Raw genomic sequence first — 18,847 nt, 5'->3', positions numbered from 1 at the left:
AACGTTTATTAGGAGGTTAAGGTTACTAAACATCTTTCCTCATAATGGAGAATGATTAATATGGATATTAAAAAGAATGATAAACCTAAACGGACGCCTGTCGATCGCTTTGCAGATCTACTGATGGAAGTGGAACCTACCCGTCAGTTTAATCGAATGAAACGAATCGCCGCTGGGCGATCTTTTAAAGATGAGTTACGCCATAAGGTTCAAGGTAAACGTATTTTGGTCACTGGTGCCTCATCAGGTGTCGGTCGCAGTGCCGCTTTATCTCTACTTGAAGCTGGCGCACATGTGCTTCTAGTCGCCCGCCGTAGCGATAAATTGCAGGAAGTCGCTGACGAGGCTGCCGAATTTGACGGCAAAGCTTTTATCTATACTTGTGACTTAAGTATTGATGCCGATCGCGAAAATCTTATTGCTCAAGTGATCAAAGTGCATGGCGGTGTCGATACCATTATTAATAATGCCGGTCGCTCTATCCGACGCACGATTTATGACGCCGCCGATCGCTTGCATGACTATGACCGCGTCATGAAGATTAATTACTTCGGCGCTATTAACCTCACCATTCCTTTGGTCGATCGTATGCGTATTAGCGGTACGGGTGGTCATGTCATTAATATCTCGACAATGGGTACGCAGCTTAAGGGTACGCCAAGGTTTGGTGCTTATATCGCGTCAAAAAATGCGCTTGATGGTTTTGCAGAGAGCGTTGCTGCTGAGACTTACAATGATGGTATTAACTGGACGACCGTGCATCTGCCGCTCACTCAAACCGATATGATTGCACCTGCGCAAAATACATGGAACGCTTACCCCAAACTATCGGTTAGAGCGGGCGCAGACATGATTTTGTACGCCGTCGCTTATGAGCCTATTCGTGTTTGGCATCCGGGTATTTTGGTCATGGGAGTGATCGATCGCTTATTTACAAAACCGGCGCTCAAATACAAATCGCTAGAATTTCCAAAATATGTACCAGAAGAGCCATTGCCAAGAGTTGCTGTTATAGGCGCTGGCATGTCAGGTATCGCCATGGCAAAGGCCCTTAAAGACGCTGGTAATTCTGACTTTACTGTCTATGAAAAAGCCGACTCTGTCGGTGGCACGTGGCGTGACAATACTTATCCAGGGCTCGCCTGTGATGTGCCTGCGCATTTTTATTGTTATAAAGATGAGCTATCGCCCAAGTGGAGCCATGTATTTGCACCCGGTCACGAGCTTCGCGATTACTTTGAAGACGTCACCGAAAAGCGCGGCTTAACCGAACATATCAAATTCAATAGTGAAATCGATAAGGCTAAATTTGAAGACGGTCGCTGGAAGATTAGAACCAAAGCGGGACATACTGACGAAGCTGATGTCTTGATATGTGCGACAGGCGTCTTGCATCATCCTAATATTCCAGATATCCCCGGTAAAGACACCTTTGAGGGTGCAAGTTTTCACAGCGCTCGCTGGGATCACAGCATTCCTCTAGACGGCAAGCGTGTCGGTATCATCGGTAATGGTTCAACGGGCGTGCAAATCCTCAGTGCTTTATCGGAGCAATGCGCGCAAGTGACTTTATTTCAACGTAGCGCCCAGTGGGTGATCAGTGCGCCCAATCCGGAAATTCCTAAACCATTACGAACTTTAGCCAAAAAAGTACCTGCTATTCAGCGCTTAGCGTATGATATTTCGGGTAAGGTGTTTACCAGTTTGTTTAAAGCGCCTATAAGTCCAGGTTGGCAGCGTACTTTCTTTAGTAAAGGTGCCAAAGGTAGCCTATCGCAAGTCGCTAATGATAGTTTACGCGCGCGCTTGACACCGGACTATGCGCCGATGTGTAAGCGTATGATTTCATCCCCAACGTTCTATAAAGCAGTGCAGCAGTCCAATGTTGAGGTTTGCACTACCCATATCGACCGTATTGATCCTAAAGGGGTGATTACCAAGGATGGTCAGTTGCATGAGTTTGATATCTTAGTTTTTGCGACAGGCTTTCATGCGCAGTCTTATATGCGTCCGATGCAAGTGACGGGGCGTGATGGCATAGCTTTGGATGAAGCGTGGAACGAAGGACCTATCGCTCACAACACCACGATGATTCCAGGTTTCCCAAATCTATTCACGCTTATGGGACCCAATAGCCCTATTGGTAATTCGTCTTTAGTGCCTATCGCTGAAGCACAAGCAGAGTACGCGATAAAATGGATGGATCGTATGCGCCGCGAAGGTATTACGGAGATTGAACCGACCGTAGAGGCTACCGAAGCCTTTTATGAAGAAGTGAACGAAGCGTTAGGCACCACTGTCTGGGTCAGTGGCTGTAATAGCTGGTATCTAAATGAAGACGGTCGTCCCATTCTATGGCCATGGCGTTTAGAAGAGCTCACGCGTCGTCTCACCCAAATCGTAGAGTCTGACTTTCACATTAAGCGTGATGAGGAAGCCGATGCCAAACTAGTGGACAGCTATAGTGCAGATTCAGCCGATGAGTTCGACAGTCAGCTGCTAAAACCGGACACTTTGAGTCCTCGACCAGATAAAGTGGCTGATAATGTAACTGAGGAAGCATCCAAAAATGAGGCTTCGACTAATAAAGCATAAAATCTCTTTTATAAGAGATTTATGAAGCTATGTGTTAGATTCTGAAAATCACCAACACTATTATTAATCATAATAGCAGTGTCATCTCTATTCATTAACAAGGATGTTATATGAAAAATATTATTAAGCCTTTTGGATGGCTATCAACAGGCGCTTCTATAGCCGCCTTGAGCATGCTTGCAATGACCTCAACGACAGCCATAGCTGGCAACTATTACAACTGCGCTCAGGCAACAGGCTGCGCTAAAGTCGATCGTAATATTACCTTCACCAAGTATGATGCCACCAAGTATCCTATCGTGATGGCTCATGGATTTTTGGGATGGAACCGAGCGCTAAATGTCTTGGATTATTTCAACGGTATTCCGCAAACCCTTAGTAGAAATGGCGCTGAAGTCTATGCGACAAAAACCTCAACCATAAACTCCGTTGAATTTCGTGGTGAGCAACTACTCAGTCAAGTGCGAACGATTAGAGCCATTACTGGTAGCGATAAGGTGAACCTTGTTGGACATAGTCAGGGCGGGCTAGATAGTCGCTACGTGGCATCCGTTGACCCGCAGGCGGTTGCTTCTGTTACTACCGTAGCAAGTCCTCACCAAGGTACAGGATTTGCTGACACCCTTGCGGCTGGATTGGGTGATGGAGAAGGCGCAGGAGCAGATACGCTCAGAGCCAAGCTGGTTTATACTTTTGCAGAGATTGTCGGTCTAGGAATTGGAGCGGCGTCTGGTATTCCTTTGACTAATCCACAAAAACAAGATGCTAAAGCGGCTATTAATTCATTATCTACTGAATCCATAAGCGCATTTAACATTAAACACCCTGGCCCAATAGCGAGTAGTTACTGCGGTAATACGCCTGCTAATAACGTGACCAATGGCGTGGCTTATTATTCATTTAGTGGCGTAGGTCAATCGACAAGCCTTGTCGATCCGTCTGATTCTATCCTGAAGTTTACGGGCAGCTTTTATGATAAATCTGATCTAAACGATGGTTTAGTTACTAGGTGCTCAAGTCGTATCGGTACGGTCATTCGTGATGACTATCGCATGAACCATCTTGATAGTATCAATCAGTTCTTTGGTCTTGTGTCATTGTCTGAGACCAATCCACTCTCTGTCTATCGCCAACAGGGCAATCGCCTCAAAAATGCTGGGTTCTAAAAATAGTCTTGCCCTGAAAGGCTAATACTTAACAGGCAGTCTGATTTTTAACCTTTTCATTATCAGTATTTATTAACCACTCACTCGTTATAGCCTTGATTAATGGTTTCTTTATTGCATAGTATGCATCTATATTATTTGGGAATATGCAGCTTATAACCAACGCCAATTTCAGTGAAGAAATAACTAGGTCTAGAAGGATTGTCTTCTAGTTTTTGGCGTAAATTTGACATAAATATACGTACATAATGCTCTTGGTGGTTGTGACCTTTACCCCATACTTCGTTTAGCAGTTGCTGATGGGTCATGACCTTTTCGGCGTTTTTAATCAGTACGGTCAGTAAGCGGTATTCAATCGGCGTTAAATGAATGTCTTCGCCATTTTTCTTGACTTGCCGTTGTGCCAAATCAATAGTGACATTGCCCAATGCTAAGACAACCGGTGCCTCATAACCGGCTTGCCAGCGGCGCATCTGGGCGTTGACCCTAGCGATTAGCTCGCCCATGCTAAAGGGTTTTACCAAATAATCATCGGCGCCCAAATTTAAAGCTTTGATTTTATCTTGCTCATCACTGCGGGCCGACAGTACTAAGATAGGCAGCGATGACCACGCTCTAATGTCTGAGATGACATCACAACCATCCGCATCTGGGAGACCTAAGTCTAATATCAATAAGTCAGGACGGCGAGAGGCGGCTTCAATTAACCCACGTTGCGAGCTATCGGCGGCGTAGACTTGGTAGCCTTCTTGCTCCATCGCTGATTTGATAAAGCGGGCGATATGGGCTTCGTCTTCAATGATTAAGATGGTTTTCATAGCAGGGGATTTACTACTTATAGAGGAAGCTTGCGGCAGTAATGAAATAATAACTGCGCCCAAGTTTCTAACAATGTTGAATAAACGTATTTTATGAGTTTTCTGAGCTGGTCGCTATATTCGTGGTTATGTTTGCAACTATGCTTGTATCTATCTGAGTCGTATTTGATGTAAATTTATCATCAAATATATCTAGATTTCCTAAAGGCTGCCACGGTAGCACTATAACAAATTGCGCGCCGTGCGGTTGTATATTGCTCGCGCTAAGCGTGCCGCCCAAGTGCTGGACCAAGTCTCTACTGAGCGCCAGTCCCAATCCCAATCCTGTTGTATTACTTTCACTATCACCGCGGGTAAAACGTTCAAATATGTGCGCTTCCATCCCTACTGGTAGCCCTTGACCGTTGTCGGTTACCGTTATTTGGTAGCTTTGCACGGTTTTATTATTTTGCAGGTTTTGAGTGTTGTGCTGATTAGTGAGTGTCGCTTGAATGGTGATAGTTGCATTGTCTGAGGTGTAATTAATGGCATTGGTCAGCAGATTATTTAAAATCCGCGCTAAAATTAATTCATCGGTATAAATAAAATCGACGGCACTGGCCACGTCTATTTTGACTTGCCGATTTTGTAGATACGGTTCGAGTTGGCGTATATTACTACCGATAATCTCTTCCAAGCTTACCCATTGCTTATTGAGTTTCATACCGCCAGATTGCAGCGCCACATAATCTAAGATATTAATGACCAAACGCTGAATGACATTGGCTTGCTGTTCGATGTCGATAGCCAGCTGCTTTTGTTCAGTAGGCGCTAGGTTTTGGCTGGCAAGACAAGCCGCCAATCCTGATAGCACGGTAATTGGTGTGCGAATATCATGAGACAAGGCGGATAACAGCGAGCCGCGCAGGCGTTCTGACTCAACCTTGATAAGGGCGTTTTGTGCGACCTTGGCGTAATAAACGCGCTCTAATGCCAAAGTAATTTGGGCAATGGCGACATCGAGGGTACGTTGTTGTTCCGGTTGATTAAAATTATCGATGTCGGTTGGCATCAGTGCCAATACAGCCAGTACCTGACTTGAGGTCGCAAGCGCCCGATAGTGCATAGGATTGGCGGCCAGCGTATGGGTCGCTAGACCCGCGCTTTCTTTATGATCAAACACCCATTGGGTCACATTCCAATTAAACTCTGAAGGAATACTCGATTCTGAGACAACAGTCAATTTACCGTCAACATTGGGCATCGCTATGAGCGCTTTACTAGCGATATGCTTGGTCAGCCAAATAATAGCTTGGTTGATGATTTCTTCATTTTTGCGCGCCGCACTGAGGCTTTGTGCCAAATGACTCATAGAGATCGCTTGTTGCTCACGTCTACGGGCATTTTGCGCCTGAAAGCGCAGCCCAACCGCTAAGTTATTAATAATCAATGAGACGACAATCATCACCGCAAAGGTGACTAAGTACTGTACATCGCTGACACTAAAAGAAAGCTTGGGCTCAACAAAAAACAAGTCAAAGCTGATGACACTTAAGAGCGCCGCAAAGATACCAGGGGCGCGTCCAAAGCGAACCGAGATGAACACAATGACCAACAAGTACAGCATCACCACATTGGCCAAATCAAACCAGCGAGTGAGGGCGACTAGGCTGACGGTGACGAGCGTACAACCTAAAACAGCCATCAGATAACCGATGCGATTGTCTTTGGAGGCTAGGGCAGTCATATCCCAAGTAGGCAGTTGTCGTTTGCTACTGGGGCTTTTTGTCTGTTTGGCTTGATTGACCAGTATCAAGTCTAAATTGATATCCTGCTGTGAGATCTGTTTGACCAATGATTGATCATAATAAAACCTAGAGTGATTTTGACCGATAATAATACGTCCAATATTAAATTGATGGGCGTAACTGACCAAGCCTTCAGCAACGCTAATGGCGCTGATGATTTCTGTCTTGGCGCCCAACTCATCTGCTAAGCGTAATGCTTCTAAAATGCTTTGCTTATTTTTGGACAGCTCATAGGCATTTCGCGGCGTCTCGACATAGATGACATACCACTGCGAGTGTAAGCTGCTGGCGAGTCTGGCGGCATGACGAATAAGGCGTTCGCTATGCGTGCGCGTACTGATACCCACCAATAACTGATCGGTGGTATTCCAGATGGATGAAATACGCGATTGATTGCGGTAATCTCGCATATCGGCATCGACTAGGTCAGCAGTGCGGCGTAATGCCAGCTCACGTAGGGCAATCAGATTACCTTTTCGAAAGAAGTTTTCTATCGCATGTTTGGCTTGGCTTGGGATATAGACTTTACCGTCATGCAGTCGAGCCAATAGCTCATCGGCTGGCAAGTCGACCAATACCACCTCATTTGCCTGATCAAAGAACCAATCGGGGATGGTTTCTTGTACCACGACCCCGGTGATTTGATTCACCACATCATTCAGGCTTTCTAAATGCTGAACATTAACCGTGGTATAGATGCTGATACCTGCCTTTAATAACTCCTCAACGTCATGCCAGCGTTTTGGATGTCTGGAGCCTGGGATATTGCTATGCGCCAGCTCGTCAACCAATAAAATATTTGGATGCCGCGCCAAAGCCCCATCAATATCAAACTCCGCCAAGGTTTGCTCTCGATACTCAACCTGACGTAATGGCAGTATTGTCAATCCATCTAACAATGCTGCGGTCTCGCTACGACCATGAGTTTCTACGATGCCGACCAAGACATCCAGTCCATGCGCTTGATCTCGATGAGCAGCAGAGAGCATGTCATAAGTCTTGCCAACGCCTGCCGATGACCCAAAGAAGATTTTTAGTTTACCTCTGCTGCGCGTATTTTCTTGCTGCTTTATCTGCTGCAGTAAATCTTCTGGATTGGGTCGCTGCTCACTCATGCTGATGCTCACTGCTGATTAATGGGTTGACTCAGTTAACGACTGCCATCTCATCTAAGGCTAAGTTGACCGCCAATACATTCACGCGCGGTTCGCCGAACAGATTAAATTGTCGCGCTTCTGTATGTTCATCGATGGCTGTTTGGACTTGTTCGGCACTGATGCCACGTATACGCGCCACTCTGTTGACTTGCCATTCAGCAGCCGCTGGTGAAATGTGCGGGTCTAAACCACTGCCTGACATCGTGACTAAATCAAGAGGGATGGGTGCCGTGTTTTGTGGATCAGCGGCTTTTAGTCTTTGTACTTGTGCCTCGACAGCAGTGACCAATTCAGGATTTAAAGGCCCCAAATTACTCCCCGAAGATTGCGCGGCATCATAACCGTCTCCCGCTGCTGAGGGGCGCGTCCATAGGTATCCCGGCTGATCAAAGCGCTGACCGATAAGCGCAGAGCCCACTAAGCCGCCATTGTGTTCTACCAAGCTGCCATTGGCTTTATCCGCCATGGTCACTTGGGCAACGCCGGTCATCAATAAGGGATAGCATAAACCTAAAATGAGCGCCAAGGCTATAAATAATGATAGTGCGGGCTTGAGCATGGGCATACGGGCAGTACTATTGTCTAATATAGAATTGTCCGATGCAGAAAGGTTGTTTTCATCAGCCTGTTGGTATTTAGAGTCAACAGGAGCAGCTTGTATAGACTTACTAGATTGCACAGATTTATTAGGTTGCGTAGATTTATTAGGTTGCATAGTCGTCATCCGTATCGTTGGTTATACCAAGTGCAAGGCATTAATGAGCATGTCGATTACTTTAATACCGACAAAGGGAAGAATCAGCCCACCCAAGCCGTATATCAGTAAATTGCGCCGCAATAGATTGATGGCAGAATCAGGTCTGTAAGTCACGCCGCGCAGCGCCAGTGGAATTAGAAACACAATAATCAATGCGTTAAAGATAATAGCCGATAAAATCGCGCTTTGAGGGCTGCCCAGTCGCATAATGTCCAATACCCCAAGCGCAGGGTAGGTGCTGGCAAAGGCGGCTGGAATAATGGCAAAGTACTTGGCGATATCATTTGCTAAGCTAAATGTCGTTAGTGCGCCGCGAGTCATCAGCATCTGCTTGCCGGTTTGCACCACTTCAATCAGCTTGGTCGGATTTGAGTCCAAGTCGACCATGTTGGCCGCTTCTTTAGCTGCTTGAGTGCCACTATTCATAGCGACAGCCACATCCGCTTGCGCCAGTGCCGGTGCATCATTGGTGCCATCACCGGTCATGGCGACTAGCTTGCCTTGACGTTGATAGCTGCGTATTCTCTCAAGCTTTTGCTCAGGGGTTGCCTCCGCCATAAAATCATCGACGCCTGCTTCGGCAGCAATGGCCGCCGCCGTTAGAGGATTATCGCCCGTAATCATCACGGTGGTAATACCCATCTTGCGCAGCTCGGCAAAGCGCTCTTTTATGCCAGATTTGACCACATCTTTAAGCTCGATGACGCCAAGCAACTGCTGGCTATCGGCGACCAGTAGCGGCGTACTACCACGGCGCGCGACTTCTTCTACTTGTTGCTGTAGATTAGTAGGTAAGATGCCGCCTTGAGCTTCTACCCATTTGACGATGGCATCAAACGCTCCCTTGCGGATATGGCGCTGCTCAATATCGGTGCCACTCATACGCGTTTGAGCGGTAAATTCGATGGTGTCAAACGGCTTTGCTTTCCATGTATTTTCATCAATATCAAATCGGCTTTGGGCAAGCTTGACGATACTGCGACCTTCAGGTGTCTCATCGGTCAATGAGCTGATCAGCGCCACTTCCGCAAGCTGACTTTCTGTCACCCCATGCGCCGGTATAAATTGTGACGCTTGTCGATTGCCATAGGTAATCGTGCCGGTCTTATCGAGTAGCAAAACATCAACGTCGCCTGCCGCTTCTACCGCGCGTCCAGAAGTCGCGATGACATTGGCCTGCATCATACGGCTCATGCCCGCCACGCCAATCGCTGACAATAGACCGCCAATGGTCGTTGGTATCAAGCAGACCAACAGCGCCACTAAGACCACAATCGATATCGGCTCACCATTGCCCGAAGACAGTACGGCAAACTGTGAAAAAGGCAATAAGGTCACACATACCAGTAAAAATATCAGCGTTAGCGCCACCAACAAAATGGTCAACGCTATCTCATTTGGCGTTTTAGTGCGTTTGGCACCTTCTACCAAGGCAATCATACGATCCAAAAACCCTTGTCCAGGAGCTTGGGTGATACGTATCATTAACCAGTCAGATAACACCTTAGTGCCACCTGTCACCGCATTGAAATCGCCACCACTTTCACGAATCACTGGTGCAGACTCGCCGGTGATTGCCGATTCGTCAACGGAGGCTAGACCTTCTATGACTTCGCCGTCAGCAGGAATGATCTCGCCTGCATTGACCAGAACGATATCATCTTGCTTAAGCTCAGTTGCCTGAATCATGGTAGGTACAGAATGCCTGTCAGTGCCCGCAAGCCTGCGAGCTTGCACATCCTGACGCGCCTGTTTTAGACTGGCGGCTTGGGCTTTGCTACGTCCTTCGGCTAATGCTTCTGCAAAGTTTGCAAACAGTAGGGTAAACCATAGCCAAAAGGTAATGGATAGGGTAAAAACAATGCCAGCTTGCCCTTGAATCAACATCGTAATGGCTAAGATACTGGTCAGTAGCGAGCCGATATAAACCACAAACATCACCGGATTGCGCCATTGCACTCTTGGATCAAGCTTAAGTAAAGCGTCTTTTAGGGCGGGCTTGATCAAAGCAGGATCAAGGAGGCCTTGCGCTGGTTTTTCGGGTAAGTTTGAATGATTGGGGTCTTGCTGCGCCTGTAAATTTGCAGCCTGTGTATTAGGGTCTGATAAAACGCTCATGTTTGTATTCCTCATATAATCATAAAATGGGTCGATTCACTATTGGGTAGCGAGTCACGTTATTAGTAATAAGTTAAATAGCTAACTAACTAAATAACGACTCGTCTAATGCTTGCCTATACTTAATCGGCTAGCCTCCCAACATCCAAATCTGCTCTATGATGGGTCCGAGCGCTAAAGCAGGGACAAAGGTCAGGGCGCCAATCATCAGCACTGTACCGACCAAAAGCCCGACAAATAATGGCGTGGTGGTTGGCAAGGTGCCGCTATTAACCTCTAATCTGGGTTTCTTGGCCAACGATCCTGCTAAAGCCAGCACCGGAATAATCACCCCAAAGCGACCAACCAACATCGCCAGCCCAAGCATGGAGTTATAAAACACAGAGTTGGCACCCAAGCCTGCAAAGGCAGAGCCATTATTGTTGGCCGCCGAGCTAAAGGCATAGAGCACTTCACTAAAACCATGAGCACCCGGATTGAAGATACCGGCTTGCCCACTGGTCGTCATCACACTAATAGCAGTGCCTACTAGCACCATCGTTGGCGCGGCCAATAAGCCCAAGACCACCATTTTCATCTCAAACGGTTCGATTTTTTTGCCAAGATATTCGGGAGTACGGCCAATCATCAGCCCCGATATAAATACCGCCAAGATGGCAAATAGCAGCATACCGTAGAGACCTGCACCCACACCGCCAAACACCACCTCGCCCAATTGCATTTGCAACATGGTGCTCAGTCCACCGAGGGGCGTAAATGAATCATGCATGGCGTTGACCGCTCCGCACGAAGCGGCAGTCGTAATCGTGGCAAACAGTGACGTGGCAACAATACCGAAACGCACTTCTTTGCCCTCCATATTGCCGCTCACACTGGCATCGGCAAGGCCTTGAACTTGTGAAGTTAACCAAGGGTTGCCGGCAAGCTCGCTGCTGACGGTCAAAGAATACATCGCTATAAACAAGACCGTCATAGCACTTAAGATTGCGATACCTTGCTTTAGGTTGCCGCTTATTTTGCCAAGACAAAAACAAAGCGACGTTGGGATAAGGAAAATAGCCAACATTTGGATAAAGTTAGAAAAGGGGGTGGGATTCTCAAACGGATGAGCAGAGTTGGCATTAAAAAAGCCACCGCCGTTGGTGCCGAGCATCTTAATCGCTTCTTGCGAGGCAACAGGGCCCAAAGCAATCGTTTGCGATTCACCTTGCAAGGTCTGCACATCGGTATACATGGATAGCGTTTGTATCACGCCTTGGCTCATCAACAGCACGGCTATAATTGCTGCTATCGGCAGCAAAATATAAAGATTACAGCGCCATAAATCTATCCAAGCATTACCCAGATGCGCGCTCTTTTTAAATATCAGACCACGCATTAAGGCAAAAGCCACCACGATACCGGTTGCGGCTGATAAGAAGTTTTGCAACGACATACCCATCATTTGGGTCAGGTAGCTCATGCTACTTTCGCCGCCGTAAGCCTGCCAATTGGTGTTGGTGATAAAACTAATGGCGGTATTCATTGCCAAATCCCACGTGACGCCTGACATATTGGCAGGGTTTAGCGGCAAGTGTCCTTGCACCAACTGCAACACAAATAACCCCAACAATCCAATGAGGTTAAATAGCACAATGGCGCCAGCGTACTGCTTCCAATTCATACCAAAAGCAGGGTTGCTTTTGGTATCTTGACCGATCATACCCAGCGTCGTAAAAATACGGGATTCAAGCCGAGAGACGGGGGCTTGCATCCTTTGAAGCAGGTAACCTGATAGAAAATATCCTAAAGTAAATAGAATGATTAGATAAATAATCAGCTGTGATAGCGCATATATTGTCATTAAAATGCCTCCGGTTTAATCAGCACATATAACAAATAGATGAATAAACCGAGGGCTAGAAACCCTGCAAAAACTTCCATGACACTCTCCAAAAACGCACAATGAACCATGAATAATGAAGGTCAGCGATGGTTAGACTGATCTTTTATTACTTCTTTATTGCTTACTTGTTAATAGCAACAGTATGCCGAGAGGGGTATAAAAGTGTTGTCAAGATAACGCGGTGGGGTATAAAGAAAGTATAAAGATGGGCAGTGTTAAAATGCGAGAAGAGCAGAAAACCTTAGTTTTTAAGGCATTATTTAGATGTTTTTTAGAGTGCGGATATGGCTATAGGCTAGCAATATATTTGGTGGGAGCTAATAAAGTGGCTTCACTTTAAAACAGATACAGTGCGACTGTGATGAATTTTCCGTAGCCTCTGTGATAGCAGCAAGCAAGGAAAACTTATACCAGTCGCACGTAATTAGTAGTGTATCGATTAGCATATCGATTTTATTCTGAACTGACTATAAAACGGAAGGGAAGTCTTTAAGGTTATAGCTAGCACGCTTAGCACTAGCTACCTAAATCATCAATGTTCTGGATAATGTTATTAACTGAGCTCTTTTGCAATTTTGACCAAAAGAATTCTTGCGGACAAGGTTTCTAACACAGTAAAGGTATAGCCTTCGCTGTTGACGTGTTCATTCACTTGCGCGATGCCATCGAGTTTAAAATTGATATAGCCACCGATGGTCAGCTGCTCGGCATCTGCTAAGAGGTTTGGCTCGTTTAGTTCAAGGCGCAACTGATCCAAGCTAATAGTACCCTCAGCTATCCAGTGGTCTTCTTGTTTGAAAATCACTAACGTCTCATCTTCATCAGGGAATTCACCGGCAATCGCTTCAAATAAATCCAAAGGCGTCACCAGTCCTGCCACTTGCCCATATTCATCGACTACGATTGCCAAGTTACCTTTGGCATTCTTGAGTAAATTGATAAGACGTAAATTATCAATGCTGTCAGAGACAAAAACGGGCTGCTGCTTGCTGAATAAAGGCGTTAGAGCCAGATGAATATCGTTAGGTTGTTTGTCGAGTGCCGCTAAGATATCTTTGGCCCGTACGACGCCGAGCACCTTGTTTAACTGTCCTTGGCAAATAGGCAATAAGCTGTGCGGCGTGGATAACACTTGCTCGCGAACCTCGTCTAGACTGCCTTCGATATTGACCCAAGATATTTCTGAGCGCGGCGTCATGATGGTTTCAACATCACGTTCGCCAAGCGCCAGCACCCCACTAATCATGTAGCGCTCTTCTTCTGCAAAAGGGATGGTCTGTACTGAGGTATCGTCTTCTGTGAGCGATTCTTCCTCATGATTAGCGGTTTTGCCCCCCATCAGTCTTAGGATATTATCCGCGGTTCGGTCGCGTAGCGGAATGGCGCTTTCATATTTCGTACGGTTACGCTGCATGAATTGATTAAAGGCTTCAATAATAATAGAGAAACCAATGGCAGCATATAAGTAGCCTTTTGGAATATGAAAGCCTAAGCCTTCAACGATCAAGCTAAAGCCGATCATAAGCAAGAAGCTTAAGCAGAGGATAACGACAGTCGGGTGCTTACCGACAAAATCCGTTAAGGTTTTGGCGGCCAAAACCATCACCGCCATCGCCACAATAACCGCGGCCATCATCACTTCTAAATGCTTGACCATACCGACTGCGGTGATGACCGCATCAAACGAGAACACGGCATCTAGGATAACGATTTGCGCAACGACCGCGGCAAAGCCTGCGTAGACTTTGCTATTATTATTGGTCTCAAGCTTACCTTCTAGGCGCTCATGTAGCTCAAGCGTCGCTTTGAGTAATAAAAAGAAGCCACCGACTATCAAGATCAAATCTCTGACCGATAAATCAAACGTGCCATAACTCACCACAGGTTCAGTCAAAGTTATGAGCCATGACATCACAAACAGCAGGCCTAAGCGCATAATGAGCGCGAGCCCAAGACCCAGATTGCGCGCTTTACTGCGTTGGTGCGGGGGCAGCTTATTCGCGAGAATGGCAATGAAAACGAGATTATCAATACCTAAAATAATCTCAAGACTAACCAATGTGAAGAAACCAAGCCATATCGAAGGATCGCTTAGAAGCTCTATCATTTAATTGAATACTCTCTATTAAAAAGGTTTAGGGGCTGTTAATACGTTCATGATTGAAGCGTAATAGTGATTATAGTGATTGTTGTGAATTTTTGGACTTAAGAGGGGGTTTTATATTTAACATGTTTACTGAACGATGATAAAACGATTGTATAGAGAAAATACTAGAATGACATTATATTAATTTTGAATGATTTAGCCATTTTTAGCCCATTTAGACACTTTTGTTCAGACGCAGGGCCATGCTCGCAGTGACAGCTAGTGAAGTACACCTTTATTGAAGATAACCAGTCCCTCTTCAGCATTAGTGCTACGTACCGTGTGCTAAAGATTAAGCATTCAAGCTACTACGACTGGCTGAGTCGTGATATCAGTGAGCGACAAATACACTGTAACCATTGTGAGCTACTTGTTAGTTGTACGGATTTGACGGCTGGGGTCATTTTTAAACTATAGGGTCTGTTGAACATTCAAATGTGGCACTGGCAGTGGCTATTTTTTAGACAATACGCAGTGAAATTTTTGACGCCTAGTCATTCTAGGTTAGATAATTTCGCCATGTATTGGCAAAAAATAGCCCTGCCCTGAAAGGCTGATGCTAAAATCACCCCAAACGTTGTTGTAAACCTAGCTAAGGTCTCGACATTATCGTCGGTTTACGCCTGATTTGATAAAAGGTTTGGGGCAACTTTAGCAATCAGCAGTCCTAATATTTGAATGTTCAACAGACCCTAATACAAATCCGTAAATCTATCCTGCGTAAGTAAAATATTTATTCGCTTATTTGCATCAGTACCAGTAAAATGCGCGAATGTTTTTTACACTAGTTTGTGAGTAACCAATGATACGTTTAACTGAAATTAAATTGCCGTTAAATCATGCACCTGAAGAGTTAACAACAGCAATAACGAAAAAACTTAAAATTTCTGCTGAGCAAATAGACGCAGTTGTTATGTTTAAACGTGGTTATGATGCTCGTAATAAGAGAAATATCCAATTAATTTATACGCTAGACATCACACTGACTGACTCGAATTTAGCCAATGATTTACTGGTTCAATTTGAGTCAGACAACCATGTTAAAGCAACACCAGATACCAGCTACAAATATGTAGGTGAAGCGCCAGAGAATTTAACTGAGCGTCCGGTTATTATTGGTTTTGGTCCGTGTGGATTAATGGCTGGACTTACTCTTGCCCAAATGGGTTTCAAACCTATTATCATTGAACGCGGTAATGAAGTAAGACAACGCACCAAAGACACCTTTGGCTTTTGGCGTCAGCGTAAATTAAACACAGAATCAAACGTACAATTTGGTGAAGGTGGAGCAGGCACCTTTTCTGACGGCAAATTATATAGCCAAGTGAAAGATCCAAATCATTACGGCCGTAAAGTAATGACAGAATTTGTTAAAGCGGGCGCACCAGATGAGATTTTATTTGTTAGTAAACCGCACATAGGTACTTATAAGTTAGTCACCATGGTAGAAAAAATGCGTGCCGAGATCATAGCGCTTGGTGGGGAAGTCCGTTTTGCTACTCGCGTAGAAGACTTGCATATCACTGACTCAAAAGTAACTGGCGTGACACTTAATAGTGGCGAAACCTTAAAAACCAATCATGTTATTCTTGCTGTTGGTCATAGCGCCCGAGACACTTTTGAGATGATCCATGATAAAGGCGTGTACGTTGAAGCAAAACCTTTCTCTATTGGCTTTAGGATTGAACATAAACAGTCGGCCATAGACAAAGCACGCTTTGGTGACAATGCTGGAAACGAAATACTTGGCGCTGCGGATTACAAACTGGTTCATCATTGTAAAAACGGTCGTTCTGTTTATAGTTTCTGTATGTGTCCAGGCGGAACCGTTGTTGCCGCCGCATCAGAAGAAGGCCGGGTGGTCACTAACGGCATGAGCCAATATTCAAGAAATGAACGTAACGCCAACAGTGCTATTGTTGTAGGTATCGACCCAGAGCGAGATTACCCAAACCATCCTCTTGCTGGTATCGAATTACAAAGACAACTAGAGACTTTAGCATTTGAATTAGGCGGCAAAGACTACAGTGCACCAGCGCAAACCATTGGCGATTTCTTAAAAGGTAAACCAAATTCAGAATTAGGCGATGTAAAACCCTCTTACACACCAGGTATTACCTTAACCGACTTAAGTAAAGCGTTACCTGACTTTGCCGTAGACGCAATACGTGAAGCCATTCCAGCGTTTAATAAAAAAATCCAAGGGTTTTCATCTGACGACGGTTTACTCACTGGGGTAGAAACCAGAACATCGTCACCAATAAGTATTAAACGCAATAAAGAGTTCCAAAGCATTAATACCAAAGGCTTATTCCCTGCAGGCGAGGGTGCTGGCTACGCAGGTGGCATATTATCAGCAGGGATTGATGGCATTAAAGTGGCCGAAGCTGTGGCAAAATCGATTTTAAAGATAGAGTAAGAGCAACTGTAAATTGTAAGCAAACCCCAATATTAAAACGCTTACTTAGATAAAGACATGTGATCGGTAAAGCCTTTCAAGCTATAAAATATAAAGCTTGAAAGGCTTTTTTTTGCTTTGAAGGTATGCTGTATGAAAATGCATCGTAAGTTATGCAATGTTATGTTGTGATATATTAAGACATTAAAAACCCCAGAGCGTATAGGCTATGGAGTTCTATGATTGCTTATAAGAATGTTTGTTGGTGCGCCCACCAAGACTCGAACTCGGATCGATCGCTTAGGAGGCAACTGCTCTATCCTGTTGAGCTATAGGCGCATTATGGAGGGACATTGTAGAAAAAAGTAGGCATAAAAGCAATCAACAAAAGATAAATAGAAGCAATTTATCCTTACTCGCCATTACTAAATGCATCAGCGACATTTTCTCCATTGTCGCCTAATGGTTTTTTGGCTTGTGAGGTAGGCCTAAATAAATCGTCAACACTGTTTTTATAACCTTCGATATTGTAATAATCATATTTTTTTAATATGTCTTGCCCCGTACTTGAGAGCAAAAAGTTACGAAAATTAATCGCCACAGTATTATGCGTCAGGATAACACCATCAAGCGCATGCTCATCTTTCAAGGCATAGCTAAAAGAACTCAGACGACGCGCTTCGGCATTGTCTGATGTATTTGTAGCAACGTCTGCTTCGCTAAACAGATCACTTACATTCAGGCTAGCATCACTATCTTGATTGGCATTATCAGTATCAATATTGCTCTGATTGCGCTTGTCTTGAGCATCTTTAAGCTTGGTTTGTAAGGGTAGTAGGCGCTCGCTTGGTAAGATATTATCAGCAATAATTATGTCGGCATGGGTGACAACAGGCGCACTCTCATTGCCATTATGATTGTTATTTGGCAAAGTTAATAGTGCTGTAGCAGTGACATAATTTGTGAAAACTTGCACATGAGGATAGCGGGATTCGAAACTTGTGATCACATGGTCTAATGGTATTTGTAGACTGTCTTCTATTTGCAAATATAAGGTACGATCAGCGCTAGTATCTGCATCCTCATCAGTGCCTTCTGCTATCGTCTCACTCTCGCTTGCCAAAATAGGCAGTGGATCCATGTTTTTACGGTTGCTACTCCACAACCAAGTAAAAACGGCGATGAGTATCATCAGCAGTAGCAAAAGCAGGCCAGCCAATAGCAGTTTATAGTCTTTCATAGATTATCGTTCTTATTTTGGTGTATTTGATTTAGGCTTAAATGACCTATAGCACATAACTTTTCGGCTAACATTGCTGCTAAAAACTAAGCTATTTATACAATACTTCCTCGACCAAATCCGCTAGCATTTCAGCGAAAACATCCGTTTTTTCTGTTGCTTGAATGCTATCGTTTTGCTTACTTACTTTTTTAGATTCTTGAGTTTGCGTACCGCTGTTCTGCTCAGCGCTATTATCATTATTGGCTGAGGTTGATGTACTGTCTTGCGGCGCAATAGATCTGGTTTCGCTATTTGTAGTCGTGCTTGTCGTAGTATGCGCGGCTAATGGGGATTCACCTATTGTTAATTGGTCTTTTAACCAGTCAAAACCGTGGCTCTCCCACCATGCTTCGAAGCGTGGTAGTGTAATGCCGCGTACTGCCATAGGCAAGTTTAGTGTTCGCAGCTTTTGTGCCAACACTGGATCTTGGATAGCTTGATGACGACTTAGATACAAGGCATCGGGGGAACCTTGATAAGGTTGCCTACGCTGCCACGATAGCTCATCAATTTTCATACGAGGCAATTGCCATAATTCCCCTCGATAGTAGACTACATAGACACGTCGTTCAAGGTGGATAAAGAGGGCATCGATAGGGCGCAGGGGCATAAGATTAAGTTGTCTCGTCGTTAAGAAGCTCATTTAAAAAATCAGCGACATCCGTTGTCGTAGGCTATGTCATCCTTGGATTATAAACTGGTAAACCACTGGGAACAGTGGCACACTAATCGGGTGAT

Annotated in this window: 12 protein-coding genes, 1 tRNA gene and 1 pseudogene; 4 read left to right on the top strand and 10 right to left on the bottom strand. The window is 45.0% G+C overall.

Features of this window, described 5'->3' with window-relative positions; all coding sequences use genetic code 11:
- The first annotated feature begins 60 nt into the window (after window positions 1-60).
- Window positions 61-2,595 carry an SDR family NAD(P)-dependent oxidoreductase gene (locus HQR03_RS07755; RefSeq protein WP_173239772.1) on the top strand — a complete coding sequence of 845 codons (2,535 nt, stop codon included), beginning with the start codon at window positions 61-63 and terminating at the stop codon, window positions 2,593-2,595.
- A 110-nt stretch (window positions 2,596-2,705) separates the two neighbouring features.
- Complete coding sequence (locus HQR03_RS07750) at window positions 2,706-3,761, top strand: esterase/lipase family protein (protein ID WP_173239771.1); 1,056 nt, start codon at window positions 2,706-2,708, stop codon at window positions 3,759-3,761.
- 134 nt (window positions 3,762-3,895) lie between these two features.
- Here the strand turns inward: HQR03_RS07750 and HQR03_RS07745 are convergent, their stop codons facing one another.
- From HQR03_RS07745 to HQR03_RS07715, 7 genes are all read right to left on the bottom strand, one after another.
- Window positions 3,896-4,579: a response regulator gene (locus HQR03_RS07745; protein WP_173239770.1), complete on the bottom strand. Its 684-nt coding sequence runs from the start codon at window positions 4,577-4,579 to the stop codon at window positions 3,896-3,898.
- A gap of 91 nt (window positions 4,580-4,670) precedes the next feature.
- A complete protein-coding gene (locus HQR03_RS07740; RefSeq protein WP_173239769.1) occupies window positions 4,671-7,481 on the bottom strand; it encodes a DUF4118 domain-containing protein in 2,811 nt (936 codons plus the stop codon).
- A 31-nt stretch (window positions 7,482-7,512) separates the two neighbouring features.
- On the bottom strand, window positions 7,513-8,238 hold the full coding sequence (gene kdpC, locus HQR03_RS07735; RefSeq protein WP_217271566.1) for a potassium-transporting ATPase subunit KdpC: 726 nt from the start codon (window positions 8,236-8,238) through the stop codon (window positions 7,513-7,515).
- 21 nt (window positions 8,239-8,259) lie between these two features.
- Window positions 8,260-10,398, bottom strand: coding sequence for a potassium-transporting ATPase subunit KdpB (gene kdpB / locus HQR03_RS07730; RefSeq protein ID WP_173239768.1), 2,139 nt, complete (start codon window positions 10,396-10,398; stop codon window positions 8,260-8,262).
- A gap of 130 nt (window positions 10,399-10,528) precedes the next feature.
- Window positions 10,529-12,241 carry a potassium-transporting ATPase subunit KdpA gene (kdpA, locus tag HQR03_RS07725; protein ID WP_173239767.1) on the bottom strand — a complete coding sequence of 571 codons (1,713 nt, stop codon included), beginning with the start codon at window positions 12,239-12,241 and terminating at the stop codon, window positions 10,529-10,531.
- Window positions 12,241-12,321, bottom strand: a complete 81-nt coding sequence (kdpF, locus tag HQR03_RS14380) for a K(+)-transporting ATPase subunit F (protein WP_193005043.1) — start codon at window positions 12,319-12,321, stop codon at window positions 12,241-12,243. The genes kdpA and kdpF overlap by 1 nt, the downstream gene beginning before the upstream one ends.
- A 515-nt stretch (window positions 12,322-12,836) precedes the next feature.
- The gene (locus HQR03_RS07715; protein ID WP_217271565.1) at window positions 12,837-14,390 is read right to left on the bottom strand and encodes a TerC family protein; all 1,554 of its coding nucleotides are present in this window, start codon (window positions 14,388-14,390) and stop codon (window positions 12,837-12,839) included.
- A gap of 255 nt (window positions 14,391-14,645) precedes the next feature.
- Between HQR03_RS07715 and HQR03_RS14185 the strand changes: the two are divergent.
- A pseudogene (locus tag HQR03_RS14185) lies at window positions 14,646-14,804 on the top strand (IS3-like element ISPar1 family transposase); the annotation flags it as partial.
- Between the two features lie 427 nt (window positions 14,805-15,231).
- Window positions 15,232-16,848 carry an NAD(P)/FAD-dependent oxidoreductase gene (locus HQR03_RS07710; RefSeq protein ID WP_173239766.1) on the top strand — a complete coding sequence of 539 codons (1,617 nt, stop codon included), beginning with the start codon at window positions 15,232-15,234 and terminating at the stop codon, window positions 16,846-16,848.
- A 242-nt stretch (window positions 16,849-17,090) separates the two neighbouring features.
- Here HQR03_RS07710 and HQR03_RS07705 read toward each other — a convergent pair.
- From HQR03_RS07705 to HQR03_RS07695, 3 genes are all read right to left on the bottom strand, one after another.
- Window positions 17,091-17,166 (bottom strand) — tRNA-Arg (locus HQR03_RS07705).
- Between the two features lie 73 nt (window positions 17,167-17,239).
- Window positions 17,240-18,067, bottom strand: a complete 828-nt coding sequence (locus HQR03_RS07700; protein ID WP_173239765.1) for a hypothetical protein — start codon at window positions 18,065-18,067, stop codon at window positions 17,240-17,242.
- A 91-nt stretch (window positions 18,068-18,158) separates the two neighbouring features.
- Window positions 18,159-18,719 carry a hypothetical protein gene (locus tag HQR03_RS07695; protein ID WP_173239764.1) on the bottom strand — a complete coding sequence of 187 codons (561 nt, stop codon included), beginning with the start codon at window positions 18,717-18,719 and terminating at the stop codon, window positions 18,159-18,161.
- Window positions 18,720-18,847: the final 128 nt, after the last annotated feature.

This window comes from Psychrobacter okhotskensis (assembly GCF_013248965.1).
Lineage (GTDB): Bacteria > Pseudomonadota > Gammaproteobacteria > Pseudomonadales > Moraxellaceae > Psychrobacter > Psychrobacter okhotskensis.
This window is presented reverse-complemented; position numbering and strand designations above follow the sequence as displayed.

Coding starts and splice junctions, on each gene's coding strand:
- kdpA (WP_173239767.1), bottom strand. CDS start 12,241: ATGACAATATATGCGCTATCACAGCTGATTATTTATCTAATCATTCTA.
- HQR03_RS07695 (WP_173239764.1), bottom strand. CDS start 18,719: ATGCCCCTGCGCCCTATCGATGCCCTCTTTATCCACCTTGAACGACGT.
- kdpF (WP_193005043.1), bottom strand. CDS start 12,321: ATGGAAGTTTTTGCAGGGTTTCTAGCCCTCGGTTTATTCATCTATTTG.
- HQR03_RS07715 (WP_217271565.1), bottom strand. CDS start 14,390: ATGATAGAGCTTCTAAGCGATCCTTCGATATGGCTTGGTTTCTTCACA.
- HQR03_RS07710 (WP_173239766.1), top strand. CDS start 15,232: ATGATACGTTTAACTGAAATTAAATTGCCGTTAAATCATGCACCTGAA.
- HQR03_RS07750 (WP_173239771.1), top strand. CDS start 2,706: ATGAAAAATATTATTAAGCCTTTTGGATGGCTATCAACAGGCGCTTCT.
- HQR03_RS07745 (WP_173239770.1), bottom strand. CDS start 4,579: ATGAAAACCATCTTAATCATTGAAGACGAAGCCCATATCGCCCGCTTT.
- HQR03_RS07740 (WP_173239769.1), bottom strand. CDS start 7,481: ATGAGTGAGCAGCGACCCAATCCAGAAGATTTACTGCAGCAGATAAAG.
- kdpC (WP_217271566.1), bottom strand. CDS start 8,238: ATGCAACCTAATAAATCTACGCAACCTAATAAATCTGTGCAATCTAGT.
- HQR03_RS07755 (WP_173239772.1), top strand. CDS start 61: ATGGATATTAAAAAGAATGATAAACCTAAACGGACGCCTGTCGATCGC.
- HQR03_RS07700 (WP_173239765.1), bottom strand. CDS start 18,067: ATGAAAGACTATAAACTGCTATTGGCTGGCCTGCTTTTGCTACTGCTG.
- kdpB (WP_173239768.1), bottom strand. CDS start 10,398: ATGAGCGTTTTATCAGACCCTAATACACAGGCTGCAAATTTACAGGCG.